Annotated in this window: 27 protein-coding genes and 4 pseudogenes; 18 read left to right on the forward strand and 13 right to left on the reverse strand. The window is 68.4% G+C overall.

Annotation, left to right across the window (positions count from 1 at the left end; genetic code table 11):
* Positions 1–17: 17 nt before the first annotated feature.
* From MXD62_RS05395 to MXD62_RS05405, 3 genes are read right to left on the reverse strand one after another with little or no spacing between them, the layout of a single operon-like run.
* Positions 18–1232: a histidine kinase gene (locus MXD62_RS05395; RefSeq protein WP_248828324.1), complete on the reverse strand. Its 1215-nt coding sequence runs from the start codon at positions 1230–1232 to the stop codon at positions 18–20.
* The gene (locus MXD62_RS05400; RefSeq protein WP_248828325.1) at positions 1229–1951 is read right to left on the reverse strand and encodes an ABC transporter permease; all 723 of its coding nucleotides are present in this window, start codon (positions 1949–1951) and stop codon (positions 1229–1231) included. The genes MXD62_RS05395 and MXD62_RS05400 overlap by 4 nt, the downstream gene beginning before the upstream one ends.
* On the reverse strand, positions 1948–2697 hold the full coding sequence (locus MXD62_RS05405) for an ABC transporter ATP-binding protein (RefSeq protein WP_368862314.1): 750 nt from the start codon (positions 2695–2697) through the stop codon (positions 1948–1950). Before MXD62_RS05405 ends, MXD62_RS05400 begins: the two co-directional genes overlap by 4 nt.
* 200 nt (positions 2698–2897) lie before the next feature.
* On the opposite strand from MXD62_RS05405, the gene MXD62_RS05410 reads away from it, so the two are divergent.
* A complete protein-coding gene (locus MXD62_RS05410) occupies positions 2898–3038 on the forward strand; it encodes a hypothetical protein (RefSeq protein ID WP_248828327.1) in 141 nt (46 codons plus the stop codon).
* A 161-nt stretch (positions 3039–3199) separates the two neighbouring features.
* Here MXD62_RS05410 and MXD62_RS40065 read toward each other — a convergent pair.
* A pseudogene (locus tag MXD62_RS40065) lies at positions 3200–3535 on the reverse strand (TetR/AcrR family transcriptional regulator); the annotation flags it as partial.
* A gap of 50 nt (positions 3536–3585) precedes the next feature.
* On the opposite strand from MXD62_RS40065, the gene MXD62_RS05425 reads away from it, so the two are divergent.
* Positions 3586–3870, forward strand: a complete 285-nt coding sequence (locus MXD62_RS05425) for a hypothetical protein (protein WP_248828329.1) — start codon at positions 3586–3588, stop codon at positions 3868–3870.
* Positions 3825–4004, forward strand: a complete 180-nt coding sequence (locus MXD62_RS05430) for an ester cyclase (RefSeq protein WP_248828330.1) — start codon at positions 3825–3827, stop codon at positions 4002–4004. The genes MXD62_RS05425 and MXD62_RS05430 overlap by 46 nt, the downstream gene beginning before the upstream one ends.
* A 95-nt stretch (positions 4005–4099) precedes the next feature.
* Here MXD62_RS05430 and MXD62_RS05435 read toward each other — a convergent pair whose 3' ends face one another.
* The 5 genes from MXD62_RS05435 to MXD62_RS05455 form a co-directional block, all read right to left on the reverse strand.
* Positions 4100–4834, reverse strand: a complete 735-nt coding sequence (locus MXD62_RS05435) for an SDR family NAD(P)-dependent oxidoreductase (RefSeq protein ID WP_368862316.1) — start codon at positions 4832–4834, stop codon at positions 4100–4102.
* 418 nt (positions 4835–5252) lie between these two features.
* Positions 5253–5588 (reverse strand): hypothetical protein, encoded by a 336-nt coding sequence (locus MXD62_RS05440; protein ID WP_248828332.1) that lies wholly within the window; start codon positions 5586–5588, stop codon positions 5253–5255.
* 20 nt (positions 5589–5608) lie between these two features.
* A complete protein-coding gene (locus MXD62_RS05445) occupies positions 5609–5968 on the reverse strand; it encodes a hypothetical protein (RefSeq protein WP_248828333.1) in 360 nt (119 codons plus the stop codon).
* Positions 5965–6288, reverse strand: a complete 324-nt coding sequence (locus tag MXD62_RS05450) for a PadR family transcriptional regulator (RefSeq protein ID WP_248828334.1) — start codon at positions 6286–6288, stop codon at positions 5965–5967. Before MXD62_RS05450 ends, MXD62_RS05445 begins: the two co-directional genes overlap by 4 nt.
* Positions 6289–6390: 102 nt before the next feature.
* On the reverse strand, positions 6391–8067 hold the full coding sequence (locus MXD62_RS05455) for a plasmid pRiA4b ORF-3 family protein (RefSeq protein WP_248828335.1): 1677 nt from the start codon (positions 8065–8067) through the stop codon (positions 6391–6393).
* A gap of 303 nt (positions 8068–8370) precedes the next feature.
* Between MXD62_RS05455 and MXD62_RS05460 the strand changes: the two genes are divergently transcribed.
* The 4 genes and pseudogenes from MXD62_RS05460 to MXD62_RS39640 all read left to right on the forward strand — a co-directional run.
* On the forward strand, positions 8371–8532 hold the full coding sequence (locus tag MXD62_RS05460; RefSeq protein ID WP_248828336.1) for a hypothetical protein: 162 nt from the start codon (positions 8371–8373) through the stop codon (positions 8530–8532).
* 27 nt (positions 8533–8559) lie between these two features.
* Positions 8560–8904 carry a helix-turn-helix domain-containing protein gene (locus MXD62_RS05465; protein ID WP_248828337.1) on the forward strand — a complete coding sequence of 115 codons (345 nt, stop codon included), beginning with the start codon at positions 8560–8562 and terminating at the stop codon, positions 8902–8904.
* A 36-nt stretch (positions 8905–8940) separates the two neighbouring features.
* The gene (locus tag MXD62_RS05470) at positions 8941–9585 is read left to right on the forward strand and encodes an NAD(P)-binding domain-containing protein (protein WP_308301197.1); all 645 of its coding nucleotides are present in this window, start codon (positions 8941–8943) and stop codon (positions 9583–9585) included.
* 218 nt (positions 9586–9803) lie between these two features.
* A pseudogene (locus tag MXD62_RS39640) lies at positions 9804–9899 on the forward strand (Fe-S cluster assembly protein HesB); the annotation flags it as partial.
* A 251-nt stretch (positions 9900–10150) separates the two neighbouring features.
* Here MXD62_RS39640 and MXD62_RS05480 read toward each other — a convergent pair.
* On the reverse strand, positions 10151–11296 hold the full coding sequence (locus MXD62_RS05480; RefSeq protein WP_248828339.1) for an oxidoreductase: 1146 nt from the start codon (positions 11294–11296) through the stop codon (positions 10151–10153).
* Between the two features lie 12 nt (positions 11297–11308).
* Here MXD62_RS05480 and MXD62_RS05485 point away from each other — a divergent pair, with 12 nt between their 5' ends.
* Entirely contained in the window at positions 11309–11932 is a 624-nt protein-coding gene (locus MXD62_RS05485; protein WP_248828340.1) for a TetR/AcrR family transcriptional regulator, read from the forward strand.
* A 369-nt stretch (positions 11933–12301) separates the two neighbouring features.
* On the opposite strand, the gene MXD62_RS05490 is transcribed toward MXD62_RS05485, so the two are convergent.
* Positions 12302–13150 carry a helix-turn-helix transcriptional regulator gene (locus tag MXD62_RS05490; protein WP_248828341.1) on the reverse strand — a complete coding sequence of 283 codons (849 nt, stop codon included), beginning with the start codon at positions 13148–13150 and terminating at the stop codon, positions 12302–12304.
* Between the two features lie 138 nt (positions 13151–13288).
* Here MXD62_RS05490 and MXD62_RS05495 point away from each other — a divergent pair, with 138 nt between their 5' ends.
* The 3 genes from MXD62_RS05495 to MXD62_RS05505 all read left to right on the forward strand — a co-directional run bounded on the left by MXD62_RS05495 (position 13289) and on the right by MXD62_RS05505 (position 15841).
* On the forward strand, positions 13289–14068 hold the full coding sequence (locus tag MXD62_RS05495) for an NAD(P)H-dependent oxidoreductase (RefSeq protein WP_248828342.1): 780 nt from the start codon (positions 13289–13291) through the stop codon (positions 14066–14068).
* A gap of 223 nt (positions 14069–14291) precedes the next feature.
* Positions 14292–14429, forward strand: coding sequence for a hypothetical protein (locus MXD62_RS05500; RefSeq protein WP_248828343.1), 138 nt, complete (start codon positions 14292–14294; stop codon positions 14427–14429).
* A 143-nt stretch (positions 14430–14572) separates the two neighbouring features.
* Positions 14573–15841, forward strand: coding sequence for an ATP-binding protein (locus MXD62_RS05505; RefSeq protein WP_248828344.1), 1269 nt, complete (start codon positions 14573–14575; stop codon positions 15839–15841).
* Between the two features lie 129 nt (positions 15842–15970).
* On the opposite strand, the gene MXD62_RS05510 is transcribed toward MXD62_RS05505, so the two are convergent.
* The gene (locus MXD62_RS05510; protein WP_248828345.1) at positions 15971–16594 is read right to left on the reverse strand and encodes a TetR/AcrR family transcriptional regulator; all 624 of its coding nucleotides are present in this window, start codon (positions 16592–16594) and stop codon (positions 15971–15973) included.
* A 129-nt stretch (positions 16595–16723) separates the two neighbouring features.
* Between MXD62_RS05510 and MXD62_RS05515 the strand changes: the two genes are divergently transcribed.
* Together MXD62_RS05515 and MXD62_RS05520 are read left to right on the forward strand one after the other, a co-directional pair.
* Positions 16724–17206 carry an FAD-dependent monooxygenase gene (locus MXD62_RS05515; protein ID WP_248828346.1) on the forward strand — a complete coding sequence of 161 codons (483 nt, stop codon included), beginning with the start codon at positions 16724–16726 and terminating at the stop codon, positions 17204–17206.
* 8 nt (positions 17207–17214) lie between these two features.
* Positions 17215–17841 carry an FAD-dependent oxidoreductase gene (locus tag MXD62_RS05520; RefSeq protein WP_368862317.1) on the forward strand — a complete coding sequence of 209 codons (627 nt, stop codon included), beginning with the start codon at positions 17215–17217 and terminating at the stop codon, positions 17839–17841.
* A gap of 326 nt (positions 17842–18167) precedes the next feature.
* Here the strand turns inward: MXD62_RS05520 and MXD62_RS05525 are convergent, their stop codons facing one another.
* Positions 18168–19025, reverse strand: a complete 858-nt coding sequence (locus MXD62_RS05525; RefSeq protein ID WP_248828347.1) for an LLM class F420-dependent oxidoreductase — start codon at positions 19023–19025, stop codon at positions 18168–18170.
* Positions 19026–19088: 63 nt separating this feature from the next.
* Between MXD62_RS05525 and MXD62_RS05530 the strand changes: the two genes are divergently transcribed.
* The 5 genes and pseudogenes from MXD62_RS05530 to MXD62_RS05550 all read left to right on the forward strand — a co-directional run bounded on the left by MXD62_RS05530 (position 19089) and on the right by MXD62_RS05550 (position 20776).
* Complete coding sequence (locus tag MXD62_RS05530) at positions 19089–19430, forward strand: MerR family transcriptional regulator (RefSeq protein ID WP_248828348.1); 342 nt, start codon at positions 19089–19091, stop codon at positions 19428–19430.
* A gap of 70 nt (positions 19431–19500) precedes the next feature.
* Positions 19501–19664 (forward strand): annotated as a pseudogene (locus MXD62_RS40070) (NAD(P)H-dependent oxidoreductase); the annotation flags it as partial.
* Positions 19665–19757: 93 nt separating this feature from the next.
* Positions 19758–19958, forward strand: a pseudogene (locus MXD62_RS05540) (dihydrofolate reductase family protein); the annotation flags it as partial.
* A gap of 133 nt (positions 19959–20091) precedes the next feature.
* Positions 20092–20619 carry a hypothetical protein gene (locus MXD62_RS05545; RefSeq protein WP_248828349.1) on the forward strand — a complete coding sequence of 176 codons (528 nt, stop codon included), beginning with the start codon at positions 20092–20094 and terminating at the stop codon, positions 20617–20619.
* A complete protein-coding gene (locus MXD62_RS05550) occupies positions 20606–20776 on the forward strand; it encodes a hypothetical protein (protein WP_248828350.1) in 171 nt (56 codons plus the stop codon). Before MXD62_RS05545 ends, MXD62_RS05550 begins: the two co-directional genes overlap by 14 nt.
* Positions 20777–20791 lie beyond the last annotated feature (15 nt).

The raw sequence follows: 20791 nt of genomic DNA on the forward strand, positions 1-20791 counted from the left end.
GACGGCGTGGCCCAGGCTCATGCTCCCTCGTCCGCTGGGAGACGGGCGGCGACTCGGAACCAGCCGTCGCGCTGGTGACCGAACTCCAACTCGCCACCAAGAACCGAGGCCCGTTCCCGCATCCCGATGAGGCCGTGCCGAGCCGACTCGTTGGTCGCGGGTGCATCCCCGATGTCACCGAGGATCGGAACCCACGCCGACTCGGTGGCTGTCCCGTCATTGGTCACCTCGAGGCCAAGGCTCCGGTCACGATAGACGAGTGCGACCATGACCTGGCTGGGACGCGCATGCTTCACCGCATTGGTCAGAGCCTCCTCGATGATGCGGTAGGCGGACAACTCCACACCGTCGGGCAGCGAGACCGGTTCCCCCGTTACCCGTAGCTCGACGGGCAACCCGGCGGCACGATACTCGGCGACGAGCCCCTCCAGGTCCCGCAGCGAGGGCGCGGGGCGGGAGTCGGCGGGGGTGCCCGGGGCGCGCAGCACGGTCAGCATCCGGCGGAGTTCCGTGAGGCTCTGCTCCCCGCTCTTCTCCACCAGGGCCAGCGTGTCGTCGGCCCGGTCCGGCGACGTGCGCAGCACGTCGCGGGCGCCGCGCACGCCGAGCAGCATCACGGTCACCGAGTGAGCGACGATGTCGTGGAGTTCACGGGCGATCGACGCGCGTTCCTCGTGCACCGCGATCCGGGCCAGTTGCTCCTGCTCACGCCGGAGGCGATCGGCGCGTTCCTCGAGGGCGCGGACATACCGGCGGCGGGTCTGCGCATACATGCCCAGCGCCCACACTCCCGCCGTCACCGGGACGGACACGATCGACAGCAGGGCCAGGAGCACGGCAGTGGGCACGAGCGCGGCGAGCGAGCGGCGCCAGTCGCCACGTTCAGCGATCGTGAAGAGCGCTGCCAGGACAGGCACACCGCCCGGTGCGTCACCGGTGGCCACCAGAGCCCCGGCGAGCGCGAGCGTCGCGAGGAGCGGCATCCACGGGGCCTGGCGACGCGCGATGAGCGCGCCGCCGGATGAAACCGCCAGCAGCACGGTCGACACTCGCGCGGCGTGGTCGTCGTTGAGGAGAAGGCTCAGCTCGGCGATCGTGGCGGCCACCGCGACGAGGAGATCGAATCCGAGCGCGCGCCGGTCCCACCGGTAGCCCCGCCCCGTGTCGCGGACGCAGGCGGCCGCCACCGCGCGGGCACGCAGTCGCCGCAGCCCCGCCACCTCGATGGTCATGCCAGGTCGCGCCGACGTTCGCCGGCCAGCGCTGCGGCCATGAGCCCCACCGTCCAGGCGCCCAGGACGATCGCGGCCGCGGCCAGCGAGATGCGGGCCGGTCCGTGGACCATGCGGGTCAGCACCGCCACCGCGCCGAGCGGCGTGTAGTCCGACGAGCCGTCCCGCACGCGGTCGAGCAGTGGGTTCATGACGAAGGTCAGGATCAGCACGCCGACCGCCGCGAGGATCTGGTTGCGAAGCAGCGCGCCGACGGCGACTCCGATCATCGTCGCGAGTACCGACGACCCCAGCAGACCCACCGCCACTCCGGTCATCTCGCCGGCGCTCAGGTCGGGCCCGGGCTGTCGGCTCAGAAGCGGCAGCCCCGCCCCCAGCGAGACCGCGACCATGAGCGTGCCGACGACCAGGCCCGTGATCGAGTACGCCATGGCCCGCGCGAGCAGCAGCCGTTCCCGGGAGGCACCCGAGGCGAGCGCCGCGGGCGCGGCGGTGCGGTGCCGGAACTCACCGGCGGCACCGACCGCCCCGAGCAGCAGCAACAGGATCGGCATACCGGACAGGGCCTCCTCCTTCTCTCCCACCTCGTCGAGCGTCCCCGAGGCGAGCGCGACGATCATCGCATTGGCGGCGGTCAGGGCGACCGAGGTCACCGCGAACGCCAGCGCCGTGCGCGTGCTCACAATTTTGATCAGCTCACCCCTGACCAGCCGGGTCACGCGTCCTCCCCTCCGGTCAGGGCAAGGAAGATGTCCTCGAGCGTTGATCCACGCTGGGTAGTCGCATCCATCGGAGCCTGATGCACGATGCGCCCCCGGTGGATGACGACGACATCGTCGACCAGCCGCTCGGCCTCGGTCAGCGAGTGGCTGGACAGCACGACGGTGCGGCCCGAGTCGGCCCGTTCCCGCAGCAGGGTCCGCAGCCATCGGATCCCCTTCGGGTCCAACCCGTTGGTCGGCTCGTCCAGCACCAGGATGTCCGGATCGGCGAGCAGCGCCGCCGCGAGACCAAGCCGCTGGCGCATGCCGAGCGAGTACCTCCCGACCCTGCGACGCGCGTCCTGCTCAAGGCCCACCAGCGCCAGCACCTCGGACACCCGCGCTCCCGGCAGCCCGGCCATGGTCGCCAACGAACGAAGGTGCACGCGTGCCGAGCGGCCTGGGTGAGCGCCGCAGGGCTCGATGAAGACGCCCAGGGTGCCCGCGTCCCGCGCGTGTGCCTCACGACCTTTCACCAGAACCCGCCCGGCGTTCCCCCGAGCAAGCCCGCTGATCACTTTGAGCACCGTGGTCTTGCCGGCTCCGTTGGGCCCGAAGAACCCGGTGATGGCTCCGCTACGAATGCTGAACGACACGTCCTCGACGGCGGCAAACCTGCCGTAGTGCTTTGCCAACCCTTCGACGGTGATAGCCGCACCGGTCTGTCCGGCCACAACCGAATTCGCTGTTCGTGAAATTTCCATAGCGGAAGAATCCAGTCCGCTGACCTCGCGGTCATCCCCACATGGATGGACTTCTTGGCTCGACCGTGGGCGTAGACCGTGGCGACCGGCCCTCCTTCCAGGGGCGGATGATCACGAAGAGGGGGTGGCCACCTGAGATGAGAGGACGGTTTGGCCGGCGGCGCGACGGTCACCGAGACGTGGTCGGCTACGGTGGTGCCGTGGGACTGCACCTGAGCCAGATCGCCGAGGCGGACGAGCTGCTGACGAACGACCCGCTGGCGCTGCTGATCGGGATGGTGCTGGACCAGCGGCCTTCGGAAAGAACGAGCGGCGGCGTCGAATGGCTTCTCCACCAGTGACCACGGTGGAGCATGACCGTGCGGTACACGGGGTGTGGCGGTTCGGCCCGCGACGGTGGACGTGAACCAAGCGGAAGGTGTCGCATGTCCATCCGGATTTGTGAAGGCGAGCGTTTGAAAAGCCTCGGGATTCTGCTGTTCGACGGCTTTGAGGAACTCGACCCGTCCGGCATCTGGGACGCAAGCGTCAGCTTGGTCGACGCACCTTCGATCATGATTCGGATCAGGTCCGAGAACGCCGGGCCCGGGTCCGAGCGGGCGGCCAGGACAGATGCCCGCTCGTTCAGCAGGTCGAAGTGGCGGACCAAGACCGCCTCCACCAGGGCTGCCTTCGTCGGGAAGTGGCGGAACACGGTCGCGATGCCAACGTCGGCCTGACGCGCGACGTCCTCGGTCGAGCCGGCCGCGCCGTGCTCGCCGAACACCGCTTCGGCTGAGGTCAGGATGCGCTCGCGGTCGGCGACGGCGTTCCTCCGCGCGGCCTGCCTCCTTCCCATCGGCCGGTGGGGCAGCCGGCGTCCGACGGTTCGAGCCGGCGAACCTCGTCGTGCATCGGACGGCAGACCCCGAGCTGGTCGTCGTCGAGTTCAGCTACGTCGGAAGGGGTGAGCAGGGCGATTTCACGCTGCCGTGTGTCTTCGTCGTCCGTGTCCGCGACGGGCACATCGTCGAATCCCGCGACTACGGCGACCACCTCGGCCTGGCCCGGGCGTTCGGCCGACTCGGGCCACTGGCGCGCGTGCTCGCAGAGGAAGGCGGGCGCGCATCCGACAGCGATGGCTCGCCATGCGCGCGGCCGCGCCAGACCTACGCACGAAGGTCGTCGACCTGACGGCTGAAAATGATCGTGCGGTGATCCGGTCCAGGCTGACCGACAACACTGCGGAACTCATCGAAATCATCCGGGTCGCTGACGGACAGATCGCGGAGCTGTGGGGCGCCCGCACCAGCCCGCGGGGCTCATGACACGAGCAGGGCCAGCGCGGCGTCGTCTCGTCGTCCAAGCGGGCCCGAACAGCCGATCCCTGGCAGGCGGTCAGCGCCCGACGCGCTTTGGTGACCTACCATGCGACCGGGCCGTTGGCGTCGATGAACATTCCCGATTCCGCGTCCGCGGGCAGCATCGCCGCGGTGACCACGACCTGCGCGCCCTGGTCGGCAGTCAGCGGTGCCTGCCTGTTTATTGGAGTCAGATCTGTCTGGGCGAATCCCGGGCATACCGTTGTAACCTTGATCGGAGTATTCTTCAAGCTCTTCGCCAATTCAACGGTGATGCTGTTCAATGCTGCCTTCGAGCTTCGGTAGGCTGGCAGGAGCGAGGAGTAGTACGGGGAAATAGGATTGTTTTGATCCGTGAGCGAGCCCATCGTCGAGGACACATTGACGATCCGGCCGGCATCGCTCCTGAGTAGTAGCGGAAGAAAAGCCTCGATTACGGTTACCGGGCCGAACACATTTGTCTCGTATGTACGCCGGAAGATGTCTGGACCGCCGAACTCGTGTATTCCGACGGTCACGACCTCGGGTGAGATACCCGCGTTGTTCACCAGTACGTCGAGTCGGCCGTACCGCTCCCGGACCACGGTGGCGGCGGTTTTCGCAGTGGCCGCATCGGCGACCTCAAGTTTTACCCAGTCGGCTGCAAACCCCTCGTCGCGCAGCGCGCAGACGGCCTCGCGGGCGGCCGACTCGCGGCGCGCGCCGACGATGACTGTGACACCTTTCCGGGCCAGGGACCTGGCCGCCGCAAAACCCAGGCCACGGTTTCCTCCGGTGATGAGGGCTATGCTCGACATCATTGTCTCCAAGTCTTGTGACGGTGGTCTTTGCCGAACATAAAGCAGCTGCTCCGGCGAATGCTGGCGGAAATTCGACGTCGTGTTCTGGAGGTCCGTCCGGGTGCTGCGGCTCACGGTCGGTCGCCCGCCAGGCAGGCCGAGCTGACGGGCACGAACCCGATCGGCACGAACGAATGGCAGCCGGGCCTGGCCTCCTGGCCAGTCAGATCCTCGTCGCGGCGAAGCCGGTCTGACGGGCCGGCAGTCTCCGACTCGCTGGCGAGATGCGGAGCGCGGGGGAGGGACGCCGATTAATCGTTGCGGGAAGCGGATCAGCGCCGCGCACTGGTCCGGGCAGAGCGCGAGCAGCTCGTCCCTGCGAACCGACCAGCGGCGCGACGGACGCTGCTCCGAGGTCGTCTACCCGGGCTTCCTGTCACCCGTGCTGCTGGCTGACCGCTCGCCGGCGTCCCCTCAGCCTGCGGCGCAGCGCCAGGCCGGTCAGGAACAGGACGAGGACGGCGGGGCCGACGTGCACGATGACGAAACCGATGTAGTGCGGGCCGCCCCAGGCGTGTTGATAGGTCTCCGGATCGCCGGGGTGCTCGGTGGCGAGGATGTATCCGGCCCGTGCGACAAGAACGGCGCCGGCCGCCAGAAGGAGAAGGTAGACCGCCGCGCGCCGTAGTCGTGCGGCCCAGCCAGCGGCTGGCGGTGGCGCGGGTCGCCGTGCCGTGATCAGGCCCACCGTGATCAGGACCGCTGCGACCACAGCGGCTACGGCCAGTCCCGTCACACCGGCTCGTCTCCGCGGAGCCGGGCACGGCGCATGGCCGCGGAGCCGACCACCAACGCGGTCGGTGTCAGGACTGCGACCAGGGCCAGCGCCCGCAACGGGGTGGTCGGAGCCCACAGGATGTTGTCGGTCAGTTCCGCCCGTACGGCAGCGGCTTCCATGGCGGCCGTGGCGAGTACCGCTCCGGCGATCTGGGTGAGCCACAGCCTGGCCCGGAGACGGAGCCCCAGGGCGAGGCGCAGGACGTCGATGACGGCGGCCAGGGTCAGTGGAGTGTCGTGGAGGAGCGCGGCGAACTCGTCGCCGTAGCGTGCCCGCCACTGCCTGGGGCACAGGGCGAGAAGGAGACGCCTCATGCCTGGGCCAGCCGTGACTGCCCGGTCTGGACGACCCGGGACCAGGTCGCCAACTGCGTGGCCAACGCCGCTCTTCCCGCCGCCGTGATCTCATAGGGTCGGCGACGATCATCGCTGGGCAGCGCGGCGATCAGGCCGCGTTCCACCAGTTTGGTCAGCGAGCCGTAGAGGGTGCCGGGGCCGAGCCGGACCCCGGTCTGTTCCAGCACATCGGCGGTGATCGCGTAACCGTGTTTGGCGCCGTCGCTCAGTGACAGCAGGACGAGTACTCCCGGCTCGCCGAAGCGGGCCAGGCCCTCGTCCCGTCCGAACCTCGCCATGCGATGCATCGTATGGCGTAGTAGTTGGGAGCGGCAAGGCCGTCGGCGTTCGTCATTCGTCAGGCTCCGCTCGGCGGCTGTCGGATCGACGTCGCGCCACCATCAGCGGAGGAGCCGGGACAGCGCGGCTGTCACTTCCTCGGCGTCGAACCTGGCGGGGTCGAGGTCGGCGGGGTTGTCGAGGCCCAGCCATTCCAGCCGCTCTTCGTGCTCGGGATGACTGGGGTTGCCCAGGGTCTCCAGGAGCGCCTCGTAGCCCCAGATACCGCCGCAGTCGTCCGGCGGGGCCGCGCGACGCCCGCCGGTGCAGCGCGGATACCGGACGGACGGGTCGGGATCGAGGATCTTCTCGAGGACGATCTGGTGCTCCCAGTCGTCGCCGAAATCGTAGGTATAGCTGATCTTTGCTTTGACGTCGGGAAGCACCTGCTCCAGCGACACCGCCGCCTCGGCGCGTTGGCCAAGGCCCGCGTCCGGCCTGCCGAACCTGCCGTAGGGCGTTTCGAAGACGTGCAGATGGCTGTCGTCCCAGCCGAACGCTGTCTGAAGGATCGTGTGCAGGCGCGCCAGGCTGGTGTCGGCTGGCACCTCCAACCGTCGCCAGATCGGTGGCTTCGCGTCGCGCAGCCCTACCTTGACCTGGTAGACCGGGGCGCGCTGCCCCTTGGCCCGCTTCGGCTTCTTCGGGAGCGTCGGCGGCAGACCGGGCCGCCCAGTCAGGTTCGCCAGCATGCCTGCGGCAAGCTCGGCCGGGTTCACCCCCCGCTCGTCCAGCATCCTGACGAGGTCGGCCAAGTCACCGAGCGCGTCGATCCCCTCGTCCTCGTCGTCATCCGCATGCGGAGCGGGGGGCTTTCGGGGGGTCGGGAGCGTCGCGAGGCGCGACCGCAGCACGAGCACCAGGGCCTCGTACGGCGGCCCATCCTCGCCGTCCTCCTCCTCATGGAAGGGGATCTCGACCTCCTCGCCGAACCGGAGAAAGGGGGCGGCTTCCTCGTCGTCCTCGAACGAGAGCTCGTCGTCGTGCACCGCACGCGCGCTCAGGGCGTTCTCGACCTGCCAGCGAAACTCCTCGGCGTCCAGCGTCTCGGTTCGTAGTCCGACCTTGTCCCTGCGAGCCGCGGCGGTGATCTCCTCCAGAACCTTGGGAAGGTCCTCGGCTGGGAGGACGAGGAGGTCTGCGGCCTCACCACAGGCCGATGGGTCGACAATTACCAAGAACGCGTGCGGCCGGCCAGCCCGTTCGACGGTGCAGCTCAGAAGGACGGTGTCACCTTCGTCGTCATACCGGCGCTGGAAGTCGCCGGCCACCAGTGGCGCAGTCAACTCGTCCGCCCACCGCGGCCGGGAGACCCCGGCCGCGGCGAGCCGGCCGGCGGCGGTATCTGCGGCGACACCGACCGGCCCCGACGCGACGGAACCTACTGCCAGCAGCACCGCAAGGGCGCCCTCGGTCGCCGCTGCCTCCAGCCGCGGCACGATCTCCTGAAGGAACGCCACCCCGATGGAGCCGTCGGTGAGGTCGTCAAGCACGGCGAACGTCGCACCGGCCACCTCCGCCATCAGCGGGTCGTCGTTCTCGCGGAGTACCCCGCCGATCTCAAGCATGTCGGCGGTGAGTGCGCGCGGGTCCAGCTCGCTGTCGTCAGGAGGCCGCGGAGACTGATCACCAATGTCCGGCACAGCGGACAGCGCGGGCCGCGAGGTGCGCCTCGCCGGCGCTGGCTCCTTCGCGGAGGGCTTCTTCCCGTTCTTGCGACCACGGCTCGCGGGGCTCATGCATTCAAGTCTGCAGCAGGTGCGACGTCATCATGCACCCGGCGTGGCCCGCCCGCGCACGTGTCTGATCGGCCTGGCAGCTCGGCTCGCTCAGGCGCCTGCCGACCCGATGCCGCGATAGACCGTTGGTTCGACTTCCACCTGGACCGGCTGTTGAAAACGGCCTGATTCCGGAACAACAGTTGTAAAGCCTCGGATCGCGGTCGCACGCCGACGTGCCGCCGGCGGCCCCGCGGGACCGCCGCCGGACATCTCGGCTGGCCGTCACCCGAGCCTCCCGGCGACGCCGGCTACTGTGATGGTGTGGGACTGCACCTGAGCCAGATCGCTGAGGCCGACGAGTTGCTGACGAACGACCCGTTGGCTCTGCTGATCGGGATGGTGCTGGACCAGCGGATGTCGGAACCATGGAGTGATCCCCGCGAGGGTGGCCGGCGCGGCAGCCGCGTCGTGTGCTCGGCCTGACGGCCACGGCGCCGTGGCGAGTGTTCGATGGCTGACTACGACGTCTTCGTAGCCGACTGCCCGGCCCGCTCGACCCTGGAGGTCATCGCCGGCACCTGGTCTGTCGTGGTGGTGTATGCCCTCGGAGACGGCCCGCGACGCTACAGCGACCTTCGTGATCGGATTGGTGGGATCAGCAAGAAGATGCTGACCCAGACTCTCCGAAAGCTTGAGCGGCGAGGCATCGTCGAGCGGCGAAACCTGGCTACGGTGCCCAAGGGCGTCGAGTATCGGCTGACCGACTTGGGCCGGAGCCTCCTGGCACCAGTCTCCGTGCTCGCCCGGTGGGCCGAGGAGCACGCGGAGGAACTCGCCGGCGACTCGTCCACCTGACGTGGGGCACCGGATAGTTCCCCACGGCTGCCTAGCATCGCCGCTATGCGAATCGGAATTCTCGGTGCCGGTGTGATGGCCGACGCGCTCGGAACCCGGTGGGCCGCCGCCGGTCACGAGCTCATGGTCGCGGGCCGAACGACGGAGAAGGCGCGCGCGCTGGCGGAGAAGTGGGGCGGCCGCGCCGGCGGATTTCGGGAGACGGCCGAGTTCGCCGACGTGGCGTTGATCGCGGTCCTCTATCAGGGCATGCCCGCAACGTTGGCGGCGATCGGCGACGGCCTGTATGGCAAGCCGGTCATCGACTGCAACAACCCGGTCGAGGTTGATCACTTCACCCTGGTCACCGACCCGGGCCGAGCCATGGCGAGGGAGATCCAGGATGCGACCGGCGGGCAGGTGGTAAAAGCGTTCAACTTGTGCCACGCACGAGTGTGGGAGATGGCCCCGCTGCTCTTCGACGGTCGTCGTCTGTCCGTGCCGTACTGCACGGACCACCCCGCCGCGGCGGCGGTTGCTCGTCAGCTCATCGACCACGTCGGAGGCGAACCCGTGTCAGTCGGCGACCTTCGCCACGCTCATCATCTGGAGGCGATGGCCGCGATTGTGATCTCGTTGTTGTTCGGCGGCCGGGACACGAGCACGGTGTTCAACCTGGTCGACGCAATCCCCTCTGTCTAGGAGGCCACGATCGGCCGGCGACGGGAGCCATGACCCAGCTCTCGCTCGTCCCACCCCGCGCGGCCGGGCGCCAGCCCGGGGTGGCCCCTGATCGTGTGGGTCGCCCTGAGTCCCGACCCAGCCGATTTCGACCGGACGCTCACCATCGACGTGGCCTGTTCGACGCGATACGAGCAGGCGCGGCTGACCCGCCCGGCCGGCCTCGCTACGGTGAGGGCGTGGGACTGCATCTGAGCCAGATCGACGAAGCGGACGAGCTGCTGACGAGTGACCCTTTGGCGCTACTCATAGGCATGGTGCTGGACCAGCACCTGTCGTAAAGGTGGAGCGGGGCGACGCCGTTGGAAGACCTTGCCGGACCACCAACGCCGCTGGCGAGGACATCCCGCGCCGCTTGGACGCCCTTGTCACCGCCCGGCTGTTCGCCCTTCTTGCCACCAGCCCGAAGGTTCGGCCGCTTACGCTCGACGAACTCCGGGGCCAACCCTCGGCAGACGGCGATGCCCCGCCTACGACCCTTTTCTGATCATCAGCGCGGCCTGTCCATGCCTTACCGGCTCGGCTGTCAGCTGTCGGCCGCGCCGTTCGCCGGGTTACCGACTGCCGGCCGGGTGAACGGAACGCCTCCATGAACGCCGCCGAAATCGAACTGAAAGCGGATGCCGGTAAGATTTTCTGAGAGTATCCACAGCCGGCCCGCGCTGGCCTCGTCCCGAGACACGCGGTCTCGGTGGTACACAGTCGGCTCGCCGCGCAGTTGCAGAAACCCGTCGGGTACGACGTAGCTACCGCCGGGAAGGTCAGGAACGGTCGCGGCGAACAGCGATGTCTTAGCGCCTTCCGGAGTTGGTCGGAACGCCAGCCGCTGAAGCGCCCGGATCGTGGCGAGGTAGGTCCGTCCTCGGTCGCTGTTGGCTCCGCCGGTGAGCACATTGGTACGGGTCAGTCCTGGCGCGACCGCCATGCTGCGCAGTTTCGACCCCACGGCCTCGGCCCGGCGTTGCAGTTCCGTAGCGAAGTACAGATTGGCTCGCTTGGACTGTACGTAGGCGAAGGCGGTGCGATAGTTCCGCTCGGCGTTGAGATTGCGGAGGTCGAACCGGGCGAAACGCTGGCCCTCGCTGCTGACGGTGACTACTCGCGGATCGGGAGCGGCGAGGAGATAGGGCATCAACTGGCAGGTGAGGGCGAAGGTGTCGAGGTGGTTGATCCCGAACTGCGACTCGAAACCATCGACTGTCCGGGCGAATGGCACCATCGCGACACCCGCGTTGTTCACCAGCAGGTCGAGGCGGTCGCGGTCCCAGCCCTGAGCGAAGTCACTGATGGACGCCAGCGCGCCGAGGTCGAGCTGCCGCAGCTCGACCGTCGCGTCGGGCACCTCGTCCCGCAGCCGTTGGAGTGCGGCATCCCCGCGCTCCCGGTTGCGGCAGGCCAGGGTGACCTGGGCGCCACGACGGGCGAGCTCGCGGGCCGTTACAAAACCGATGCCGCTGTTGGCGCCTGTCACGATGACGATTCGCCCGGACTGGTCGGGGATGGAGTCGGATGTCCAAGCGTCGGCGCGGCTGGACGCGGGAGCGGAGGCGCCGAGGTTACGGCCCATGTCTGGTCTCCAGATGATCGAAAGTGCAACAACTTGACGATCACGCTCTATCGCGACTTTTTGTTGCGATAGCGTCAGGTTGTCACTTCGAGCCCGCCAAAGCAACTGGGAGTTGCAATGGGGCAGTCGCCTGTCGAACGAGGCACGGTCGGGCGCGGACCGAAGGTCCAGCGTGCGGTACACGCGGCGACACTTGCGGAGCTGGCGGAGAAGGGATACGCCGCGCTGACGGTCGACGGCGTCGCCCGGCGGGCGGGCGTGCACAAGACGACCGTCTACCGGCGGTGGAAGGACCGCGAGAGCCTGGTCGTCGACGCACTCGCCGAGCACTTCGCTCGCGACATCCCCGCTCCGGACACCGGCTCCGTCGAGACCGACCTGCTCGTGCTGGCCAGGGCGCTCGTCGATAGCATGACAGGGCCGGTGGGCACTGCCCTGCTGACCGCCATGTACTCCGATGCCGGACGCCTGCAGGAGGTCGCCGAGGCGCGGCGGCGCGTCTTCCAGGATCGGTACCAGCGTGCCGAACCCGTGGTAACCCGAGCCGTCGAGCGGGGCGAGCTACCCGAGGGCACCGACGCGCTCGAGCTCTTCCGCGCCTTGGCCGCACCGATCTACTTCCGTCTCCTCGTCACCGACGAGCCAGTCGGTGAGGCCGCCGCCGACCAGTCGGTAGCGGTCGTACTCACCGCCGCCCGCGCCGGCGTTCTGGTCCGGCACCACAATGGACCAGCTCGGTAGTCGCGGCATGGCGTCGCTCGCGACCATGAAGTGCCCTGGGACTCAGGCCGGCGTGCTCGTGAGACGGTACGCGGCGTTCGGGTCGTTGTAGGCCGCTGTTGTTCTGGCGACCAGACCGTCGGAGATCAGCCTGGTCCTGGGCCCCGGCGCGACCCCGATGTCGCGAGGCCCCGCTACCGTGGTGCAGTGGGACTACACCTGAGCCAGGTCGCTGAGGCGGACGAGCTGCTGACCAACGACCCGTTGGCACTACTGATCGGTATGGTCTTGGACCAGCGGATTTCGGGAAGAGCGAGTGGGACGGGCCGGTTTGCGCCTGTCTAACTGCGTAGCGTAGGCCCCGTGCCCTTATCGTCCCGCGCGTCGTTGTTACTCGCGGACCTGAGCGTTCACTGTGGGCTGCGTGTCACCGCTATCCGCGCCCAGGCCCGCGAGCAGGCGCAGCCCGTCCTCGGCGGGGCTGTCGGGGGCCGCGGACAGCACTAGCAGCTCCATGCCTGATTCGTCGGGTAGTGCGAAGTTCTCCTGGTGTAGTTCCAGAAGTCCGACCAGCGGGTGTCGGTACGCCTTGCGTCCATGTGCGCGGGCGCGTACATCGGCGCGGGCCCAGAGGCGGCGGAAGCGTTCGCTGGCCATCGCCAACTCGCCGATAAGCGAGGCCAGGCGGGGGTCCTCGGGGTATTTGCCGGCGGCCAGGCGCAGGTGGCCGACCACGTCGAGGGTGCAGGTCTCCCAGTCCGCGTAGAGGCCGCGCTCGGTCTCCTCCAGAAAGATGTGCCGGGCGGTATTGAGGCCCGGCAGCGGGCGGCCGTAGAGGAGCCCGGCGAGGCGGTTCCCGGCGAGCACGTCCAGACGGTGGTCCACTATCAGCGCGGGTGCGTCGACGACCAGGTCGCAGACGCGCACCAGCTCCGGTCGGACCCGCCCGCCCGGCGGCTTCGAGGGGCGGCGACGCTGCTGGGCGAGCCGGCAGAGGTGCTCGCGTTCGGTCTCGTCAAGGCCGAGGACGCGAGCGAGCGCGTCGAGGACCTGCTCGGAGGGCTGGGTCGCGCGGCCCTGCTCCAGGCGTACGTAGTAGTCGACGCTGACGCCGGACAGGTGGGCGACTTCTTCGCGGCGCAGCCCTTCGACCCGGCGGTGCCTGTCGGTGGGGATGCCGACGGCCGCCGGGTCGACCCGGGACCGCCGGGTCCGCAGGAAGCCCGCAAGATCGTCCATGACTCCAGTATCGCTCCGGCCATGCCGGTGAAGGTGGCCCTGCCAATACCAGGAAGTCCCGTCCGACGGAAAAGGCACCCCTGAACGCCGGACGCTGCTGTGCCCAGGATCGGAGGCACCCGATCCGAAGGAGTCCCCGTGAACACACTGATCGTCTACGCCCACCCGGAGCCGACGTCGCTCAACGGCTCGCTGAAGGACCTCGCGGTGTCCACCCTGGAAACCGCCGGGCACGAGGTACGGGTCAGCGATCTGTACGCGATGAACTGGAAGGCGGTCGTGGACGCCGCGGACTTCGGCCCCGCCGCCTCACGTCCGCTGAACGTCGCCCCGGACTCGGGCCGGGCTTACGACGCCGGGACGCTCACCCCGGATATCCTCGCCGAGCAGGAGAAACTCCTGTGGGCCGACACGATCATCCTCCAGTTCCCGTTGTGGTGGTACACGATGCCCGCGATCCTCAAAGGCTGGGTGGACCGGGTGTTCACCTTCCATTTCGCCTACGGCGTCGGCGAGCACAGCGACACCAAATACGGCGAGCGCTTCGGCGAAGGAACCCTCGCGGGCAGAAAGGCTCTGCTGTCGGTGACAGCCGGCGGGCCCCAGTCGCATTACGCCGCCCGTGGAATCAACGGCCCCATCGACGACCTGTTGTTCCCGATCCATCACGGCATCCTCTACTATCCGGGCATCGAGGTGCTGCCGCCGTTCGTGCTGCATGGCACCGACCGGATGACCGGCGAGGACTACCCGGACGTCGCCAAGGCATGGGAGCAGCGCCTGCTCACCCTCGAATCGACCGAGCCGATCGCGTTCCGGCGCCAGAACTTCGGTGACTACGAGATCCCCTCGCTGCGCCTGAAGGAGGGACTGGAGCCCGCGGGCCGCACGGGTTTCGGGCTGCACGTGCGCGGCTGACCGTCAGCGATGGACAAAACGCCGGAGTGAAGGAAGTGGAGCTTCTCGGCGAGCCGTGGCTGGGGGTGCTCCGAGCACTGTCGAGACAGACCCGAGCCGGCATCGGCCCGCGTTGCCGGTTGACTTCGGGCAGCTGGTGGCGAGGCTATCTGCCCCGTGGGGCCCTGTTCTGCCGCGTGGCCTGCTGCTTCGCGGCTGAAGGCGAGCCGGCTACGGTGATGTCGTGGGACTTCACCTGAGCCAGATCGTCGAGGCGGACGAGCTGCCGACAAACGACCCGTTGGCGCTGCTGATCGGCATGGTCCTCGACCAGCCAGTCTCGGAAAGATGGAGTGGGACGGGACGGTCCGCACCCATCTGACACGTAGCGCCAGGTTTTGGTCCGCGGCACCGCGTTTGTACCCCCGCTGCCCTCCGCCGCGGGGCTGCCTGCGAGGTCGGATCGGCAGACCTGCAAGCCTGCTATCGGAAGACTAGAGTATCTGCCGTTGGTAGAGTAGAGATGTGGTCGACTATCGGCGTCGTGTCCTCGACGACACACTGGACGCACTTCAGCCGCATCTTCGCGCTCTGTCGATCCACGGGCCGAAGGCGGTGGGCAAGACCGCGACCGCGATGCGGCGCGCAGAGTCGATCATCGATCTCAGCCTTCCCGGCCAGCGTGAGATCGTGGCCGCCGATCCGACCGTCCTGACCCGGCTGCCGGGGCCGGTCCTGGTCGACGAGTGGCAGCGCCTTCCCGAGGTGTGGGACCACGTGCGGCGCGCGGTCGACGCCGGCTCGCCGGCCGGTCACTTCATCATCGCGGGCAGCTCCGCACCCCGAGGGGCAGTGGTCCACTCGGGCGCAGGGCGTATCGTGCCGCTGCGGATGCGCCCGCTGAGCATGGCCGAGCGGGACGTCGACGAGCCGACTGTGAGCCTCGCTGCGCTCCTCGAAGGAAACGGCGACGTCGGGGGTGCGACCGCCGTGCGGTTGACGGACTACGTCGAGGAGATCACGGCATCGGGCTTTCCCGCTATCCGCAGCCTGCCGCCGCGGGTGCGTCGAGCCGAACTCGATGCGTACCTGGACAATGTCGTTCAACGTGAGTTTCCCGAGCAGGGTTACCCGATCCGGCGCCCGACGGTGCTGCGCGCCTGGCTCGCGGCCTACGCTGCCGCCACGTCGACGACGACGGCCTACTCGAAAATTCTGGATGCGGCGACTCCCGGCCTGGGTAACAAGCCAGCCAAGGAGACCACTCTTGCCTATCGTGACGCTCTGTCGTCACTGTGGTTGCTCGACGCGGTCCCGCCGTGGATTCCCAGCCGGAACCATCTCGACCGGCTCGGCCGGTCCGCCAAGCACCACCTGGCGGACCCCGCGCTGGCCGCGCGGCTGCTCGGACTCGACGGCTCCGCGCTGCTGCGGGCCGAGCAGGGCAATACCGTCCTGTCGGCGGGGACGACACTCGGGGCCCTGTTCGAGCATCTCGCCGCGCTCAGCATCCATACCTACGCTGAGGCCGCCGAGGCCCGGGTAGGTCACCTGCGTACCCAGAACAACGACCATGAGGTCGATCTGATAGTCGAGCGCTCGGACGGCCGCGTGCTGGCGGTCGAGGTCAAGTTGGCCGACCGGGTTGAGGATTCCGACGTCAGGCACCTGACCTGGCTACGCGACCGAATCGGGACAGATCTGATCGACGCCCTCGTCATCTACGCGGGGGAGCACGCCTACCGTCGACGTGATGATGTCGTCGTAGTCCCGCTGGCGCTGTTCGGTCCGTGACCGTCGGCTGGAACGTCACGACGGATTCCATCCGCAGGCTCTCCTCCACGAGCTGTTCTGCCACGCCCAGCAGGCGGGAGCGGCACCAGGTGTTCCGGTGCTCAGCCAGCCACGGCTTGCGAGCAGAGGTCACCTGGAGGGACGGCTGGTGATGCCGTCCAGGATGGTGGTCAGGTTGCGATCGAAATTCTCCTCGGCGTCGAGGTGGGCGCCGTCGATGACGAGCCGGGCGATGGTGGGGTACTTGCCGGTTTCCAGCTGACGGGTCAGGTAGGGGCCGAGGCTGGCCTGCCAGGCGGCCTCGTCGGTGCCGGTGGAACGGGCGGTGCGCCGCTCGGTGACCTCTCTGCGCAGCGCGCCGATGATGAAGGCGCTAAGGGTTCCCGCGGCCCGCTGCAGGTCGGCGACATCGCGCACGCCCGGGGCCTGGCTGAGCGCCGCCGCGGTCGATTCACCCACGGCGAGCGCGTTCGGACCCAAGTGTGGCCTACCACCGAGTAGGTCGGAAAACCACTCATGTTCAAGGGCGGCGACCCGGGTCATGTGGGCGATGGCCAGGACCGTGGCACGCCAATCGGACTGCCGGCCGGCCTCGGCGATCCGGGCATAGACAGCGTCGACCATCAGATCGAGCAGCTCGGATCTGTTGACCACGTAATCGTAGAGCCGCATCGGACCGACGCCGAGCTCTTTGGCGATCTTGCGAATCGACAGTCCATCGAGGCCGTACTCATCAGCCACCCGGATCGCCATAGCGGCGATCTTCTCGCGGTTCAACGGCACCGGCGCCGCCCGCGCTCGCGGTTCGGGCCGCTCCCACACGGGTTCCACCTCGTTAAGGTACGGTGTACTCACACGATACATCGTACGTTAAGGACCTTGATGACACGCATAGCGATCGCTGGTGGCGGTCTCGGCGGGCTGACCCTGGCCCGGATCCTGCACCGACACGGCATCGATGCGGTGGTGTACGAGCGCGAGGCCAGCCGATCGGCCCGATCACAGGGCGGCTCGCTCGACCTGCACCCGGAGTCCGGGCAACACGCCCTGGCGGAAGCGGGCCTCACCGGCCAATTCCGATCTGAAGCGCGACCCGAGGCGAGGAACTTCGCATCCTCGACCCGGCCGGCCGGACCCTCCTGCACCACAAGCCGCAGCCCGGCTCGTTCGCCGGACGACCCGAGATCGACCGGAGCGCACTGCGTGAACTTCTGCTCGATTCACTCCCCAACGACGCGGTCGCATGGGGGCACCATCTCGTCGCGGCGACACCGGGACCTGACGGGGGCTTCTGGCTGGAATTTCAGGGCGGCCGCCGAACAGACTGCGAGATCCTCATCGGCGCGGACGGCGCACGGTCAATAGTTCGGTCGCTGCTGACCGACGCGAAACTGACCTACGTCGCCACCTTGGCGGAGCTGACCATCAGCGACGTCGACCGGCGCCACCCGGACCTCGCCGAGCTGGTCGGTCCCGGGAACCTGTGGTGCGTCGGCGTAAGCCAGATCCTGGCGGCGCAACGCAGCGGCGACGGCAGTCTGCGAGTCGCGGCGTCCTTGCGCGCGGAGGACCGCCACATCGGTAGTAGGCGTGCTTTGCTGGACATGTTCGACGGCTGGGATCCAAGCCTTACCGCACTCATCGAAGCCGGCGACAGCGCGGCGACGCCGCGCCGGATCGAGGCCATGCCGATCGGTACACGCTGGGCCAGCCAGCCGGGCGTCACCCTGATCGGCGACGCCGCGCACCTCATGCCGCCGGTCGGCGAGGGCGCCAACCAGGCCATGCTTGACGCCGCGGAACTCGCCCGCGAACTGGTCGCCAACCCCGCCGGCCCGCACTCGGCGATCCGGGCGTACGAACACGAAATGTTCACCAGGACCCGTCCGATCGCCGAGATGTCCGCGCGAGTCCAGGCGATGATGCTGTCTCCAATCGCAGCGGAAGACATCATCCGCTTCTTCACGGCTCGGCCCGCCGAGCCGGCATCCGCGGACTGATAACGCGCCGGACCGCGAACCCCGTATCAGCCGTAGTCCCGCCTGGTGCAGCGACGGGCAACCACGGTCAGCCCATCGGCCGGGTCGCCGCCGGCGGTCTCCGGGTGCGCGAGCCTGTTGATGACCGCGCGGAACGTCGCGAACGGATCTGACCTCGCGGCGGCGCCGTTAGCGTGATCCAGTCAGGGTCTGCTGGCTCAGCAGGTGCCGTCTTGGACGCGCGCAGGTCGACGACCAGCGTGGGGCGTTCGTCGACCCGCTGTGGCCAGGGCGTACAGCGTGGCCAGCGATGCCTGGCGGACCGCCAGCGGCCAGATCGCCGACCATTACCGGCGTTTTCCGGGAGCTACGCGCTGAACCAAGGCGGCCAGGCGGTCGAGGTCGTGCAGGGTCGTGGTCGCGTCAGTGACGGTGAGCAGGCTGAACAGAATCCGATGCACTCCGAGGGCGACCGCGCTTTCGATTGCGGCCTCGTCGGGATACTGCAGGGTCGCGATGACCGGTGGGGTGGCTTTCCCCGCTTCCGCCGCGACCTCTGCCAGGCGTTTGACGCCCACGGCCAGCTCATCGATCGGGACAGCCGGGGCAAGCCAGCCGTCACCGTCGGCCACCATCCGGTCGAATGTGGTGGGGCCCCAGCCGCCGATCCACACCGGTGGATGTGGTCGCTGCACCGGCTTCGGCCACTGGAACACCGGATTGAAATCGACGAACCGCCCATGAAACTCCGCTCGCTCCTGGGTCCACAGCACCTTGACCGCGCCGAGCCGCTCTCGCAGAAGTGCCACCCGGGTCGTCGGATCGGTGCCGTGATTGCGTATCTCCTCGCGCAGCCAGCCAGCGCCGGCTCCCAACTCGAAGCGACCGTCACTGATGAGGTCGACGCTGGCGGTCTCCTTCGCCAACGTGATCGGGTCACGCTGTACCACCAGCGCGATCGCGGTACCCAGCCGCAGCCGGGTCGTCACGGTCGCCGCGGCCGTCAGACTGACGAACGGATCGAGATTGCGGTAGTACTCGCGTGGAATACCGTCCTCATCGGAATGCTGGGTCTCCCGGTGTACCGGAATGTGGGTGTGTTCGGGGACGAACAGCGACTCGAATCCCCGTTCCTCGATCGCATTTGCGAGCAACGCCGGCCTGAGCTGGTCGTCCGTGACCGCAGTGAAGATCCCGAAATCCATGCGGGAAGCGTAAAGTCTGACACTGGTGTAAGGGTCAAGCGCGCGGACCGGAGGTGGTGCCAGGTGCTGATCGGTGAGCTGGCAGGAGCTACGGATGCGAGCGTGCGGTCGCTGCGGCACTACGAGCGGCACGGCCTGCTCGTCGCCGAGCGGGGCGCGAACGGCTACCGTCAGTTCCCGGACTCGGCGGTGGAGACGGTGGCGAGAATCCGCGTGCTGCTGGCGGCGGGACTGTCGGTGGCGACGATCCGAGAAGTGCTGCCCTGCACCCTGGATGCGACGCCGAGGGTCGTTCCATGTGCGGAGCTGGTCGCAAGACTTCGTGGCGAACTCGCTCGCCTGGATCGACAGACCGATCAGCTTGATCGTGCCCGCGCCCTGCTCTCCCGCATGCTTGCGGCCTGAGGTCGGTGCTCTCCACCGCGCCGGGGTCGTCACCCGTCCGCTCGTAGACGGCCACCGAGGCCCGCTCGCGTTGGCCCGCAGGAAGGCGCTGCTGTCTGTGACCGCCGGCGGCCCGGAATCGCACTACACCGCGCGGGATCAACGGCCCCATCGACGATCTACTGTTCTCGATCGGCACGGCATCCTCTACTACCCGGGCATCGAGAGATACTGCCGCCGTTCGTGCTGTACGGCACCCGGGCGTGGGCGTCCACCCCTCGACATCGAGCCGAAGATTACCTCGCCGTCCTCGAAGGCGATCTCGATCCCGGAGATCCGCGGCGACCTGTCGGTGTGCAGGGTGGGCCGACCATGATCCGCAAGTTTCTGGCCGCGGACCTGATAGACCACCTGCATGTCGCCGTCGTTCCGACCGTCCTCGGCCGAGGGACGCGGATGTGGGAAGGCCTGGAGGGACTCGAGAAGCGTTTCATGCGCCGGCCGAGCCGAATCCCGTTCTGCTCCGGCACGTCCATGGTGATCGCATAGCCGTGTTTCGGGCCATCGCTGAGTGACAGCAGGACGAGCACGCACGTGAGTCAGCTCGCCGAGGCGGAGGAACTGCTGACGAACGATGCGTTGGCGCTGCTGATCGGGGTGGTGCGATGCCGTCGTACGACCGGTGGCCGGCGGAGTTCCCGCCGCGGCGGCCGCGGTGCTGGCCGCCGCGGAGCGGGTGGGCGCCGACTACGTCCTGCTTGGCAACATGTATGGCTATGGGCTCGTCGGTGGTCCGGTGACCGAGGATCGTCCGATGGCGCCCAGCTCGGTGAAGGGCCGGGTGCGGGTGCGGATGTGGGAGGATGCGCGGGCGGCGTACGAGGCGGGACGGGTTCGGGTGACCGAGGTACGCGCCAGCGACTTCCTGGGTTTCGACGCGGTCTCGCTGTTCGTGGCGCCGGAAGTGTTGGCCGGTACGCCGGTCGCCTATCCGGTGGATCTCGATGTCCCGCATTCCTGGAGCTATGTGGGTGATGTGGCGCGGGTGCTGGTGGCCGCGGCCCTGCATGAGTGGTCCTGGCGCCGGGCCTGGCATGTGCCGTCGACCTCGGAGCTGTCGGTCCGGCTGCCTGGCCGTGGCGGCGGGCGTGCCGAGGCCCGCGTTGTCACCGCTGACCGTGGCGGAGCTGGAGCGGTTGGGACGGGCTGACTCGGTGGTGGCGGAGATCGTGGAGATGTTCTACCTGTTCGATCGGCCGATGCTGCTCGACACCGCGGTCACCCGTGCGGCGCTGGGTGTCGAGGCCACGCCGCTGGACATCGTGCTCGAGGAGATGGCCGTTTCCCCAGGGCCGTCCGTACCCTGACCAAGCGAATCAGGA

Source organism: Frankia sp. Mgl5 (assembly GCF_023242985.1).
GTDB lineage: Bacteria > Actinomycetota > Actinomycetes > Frankiales > Frankiaceae > Parafrankia > Parafrankia soli.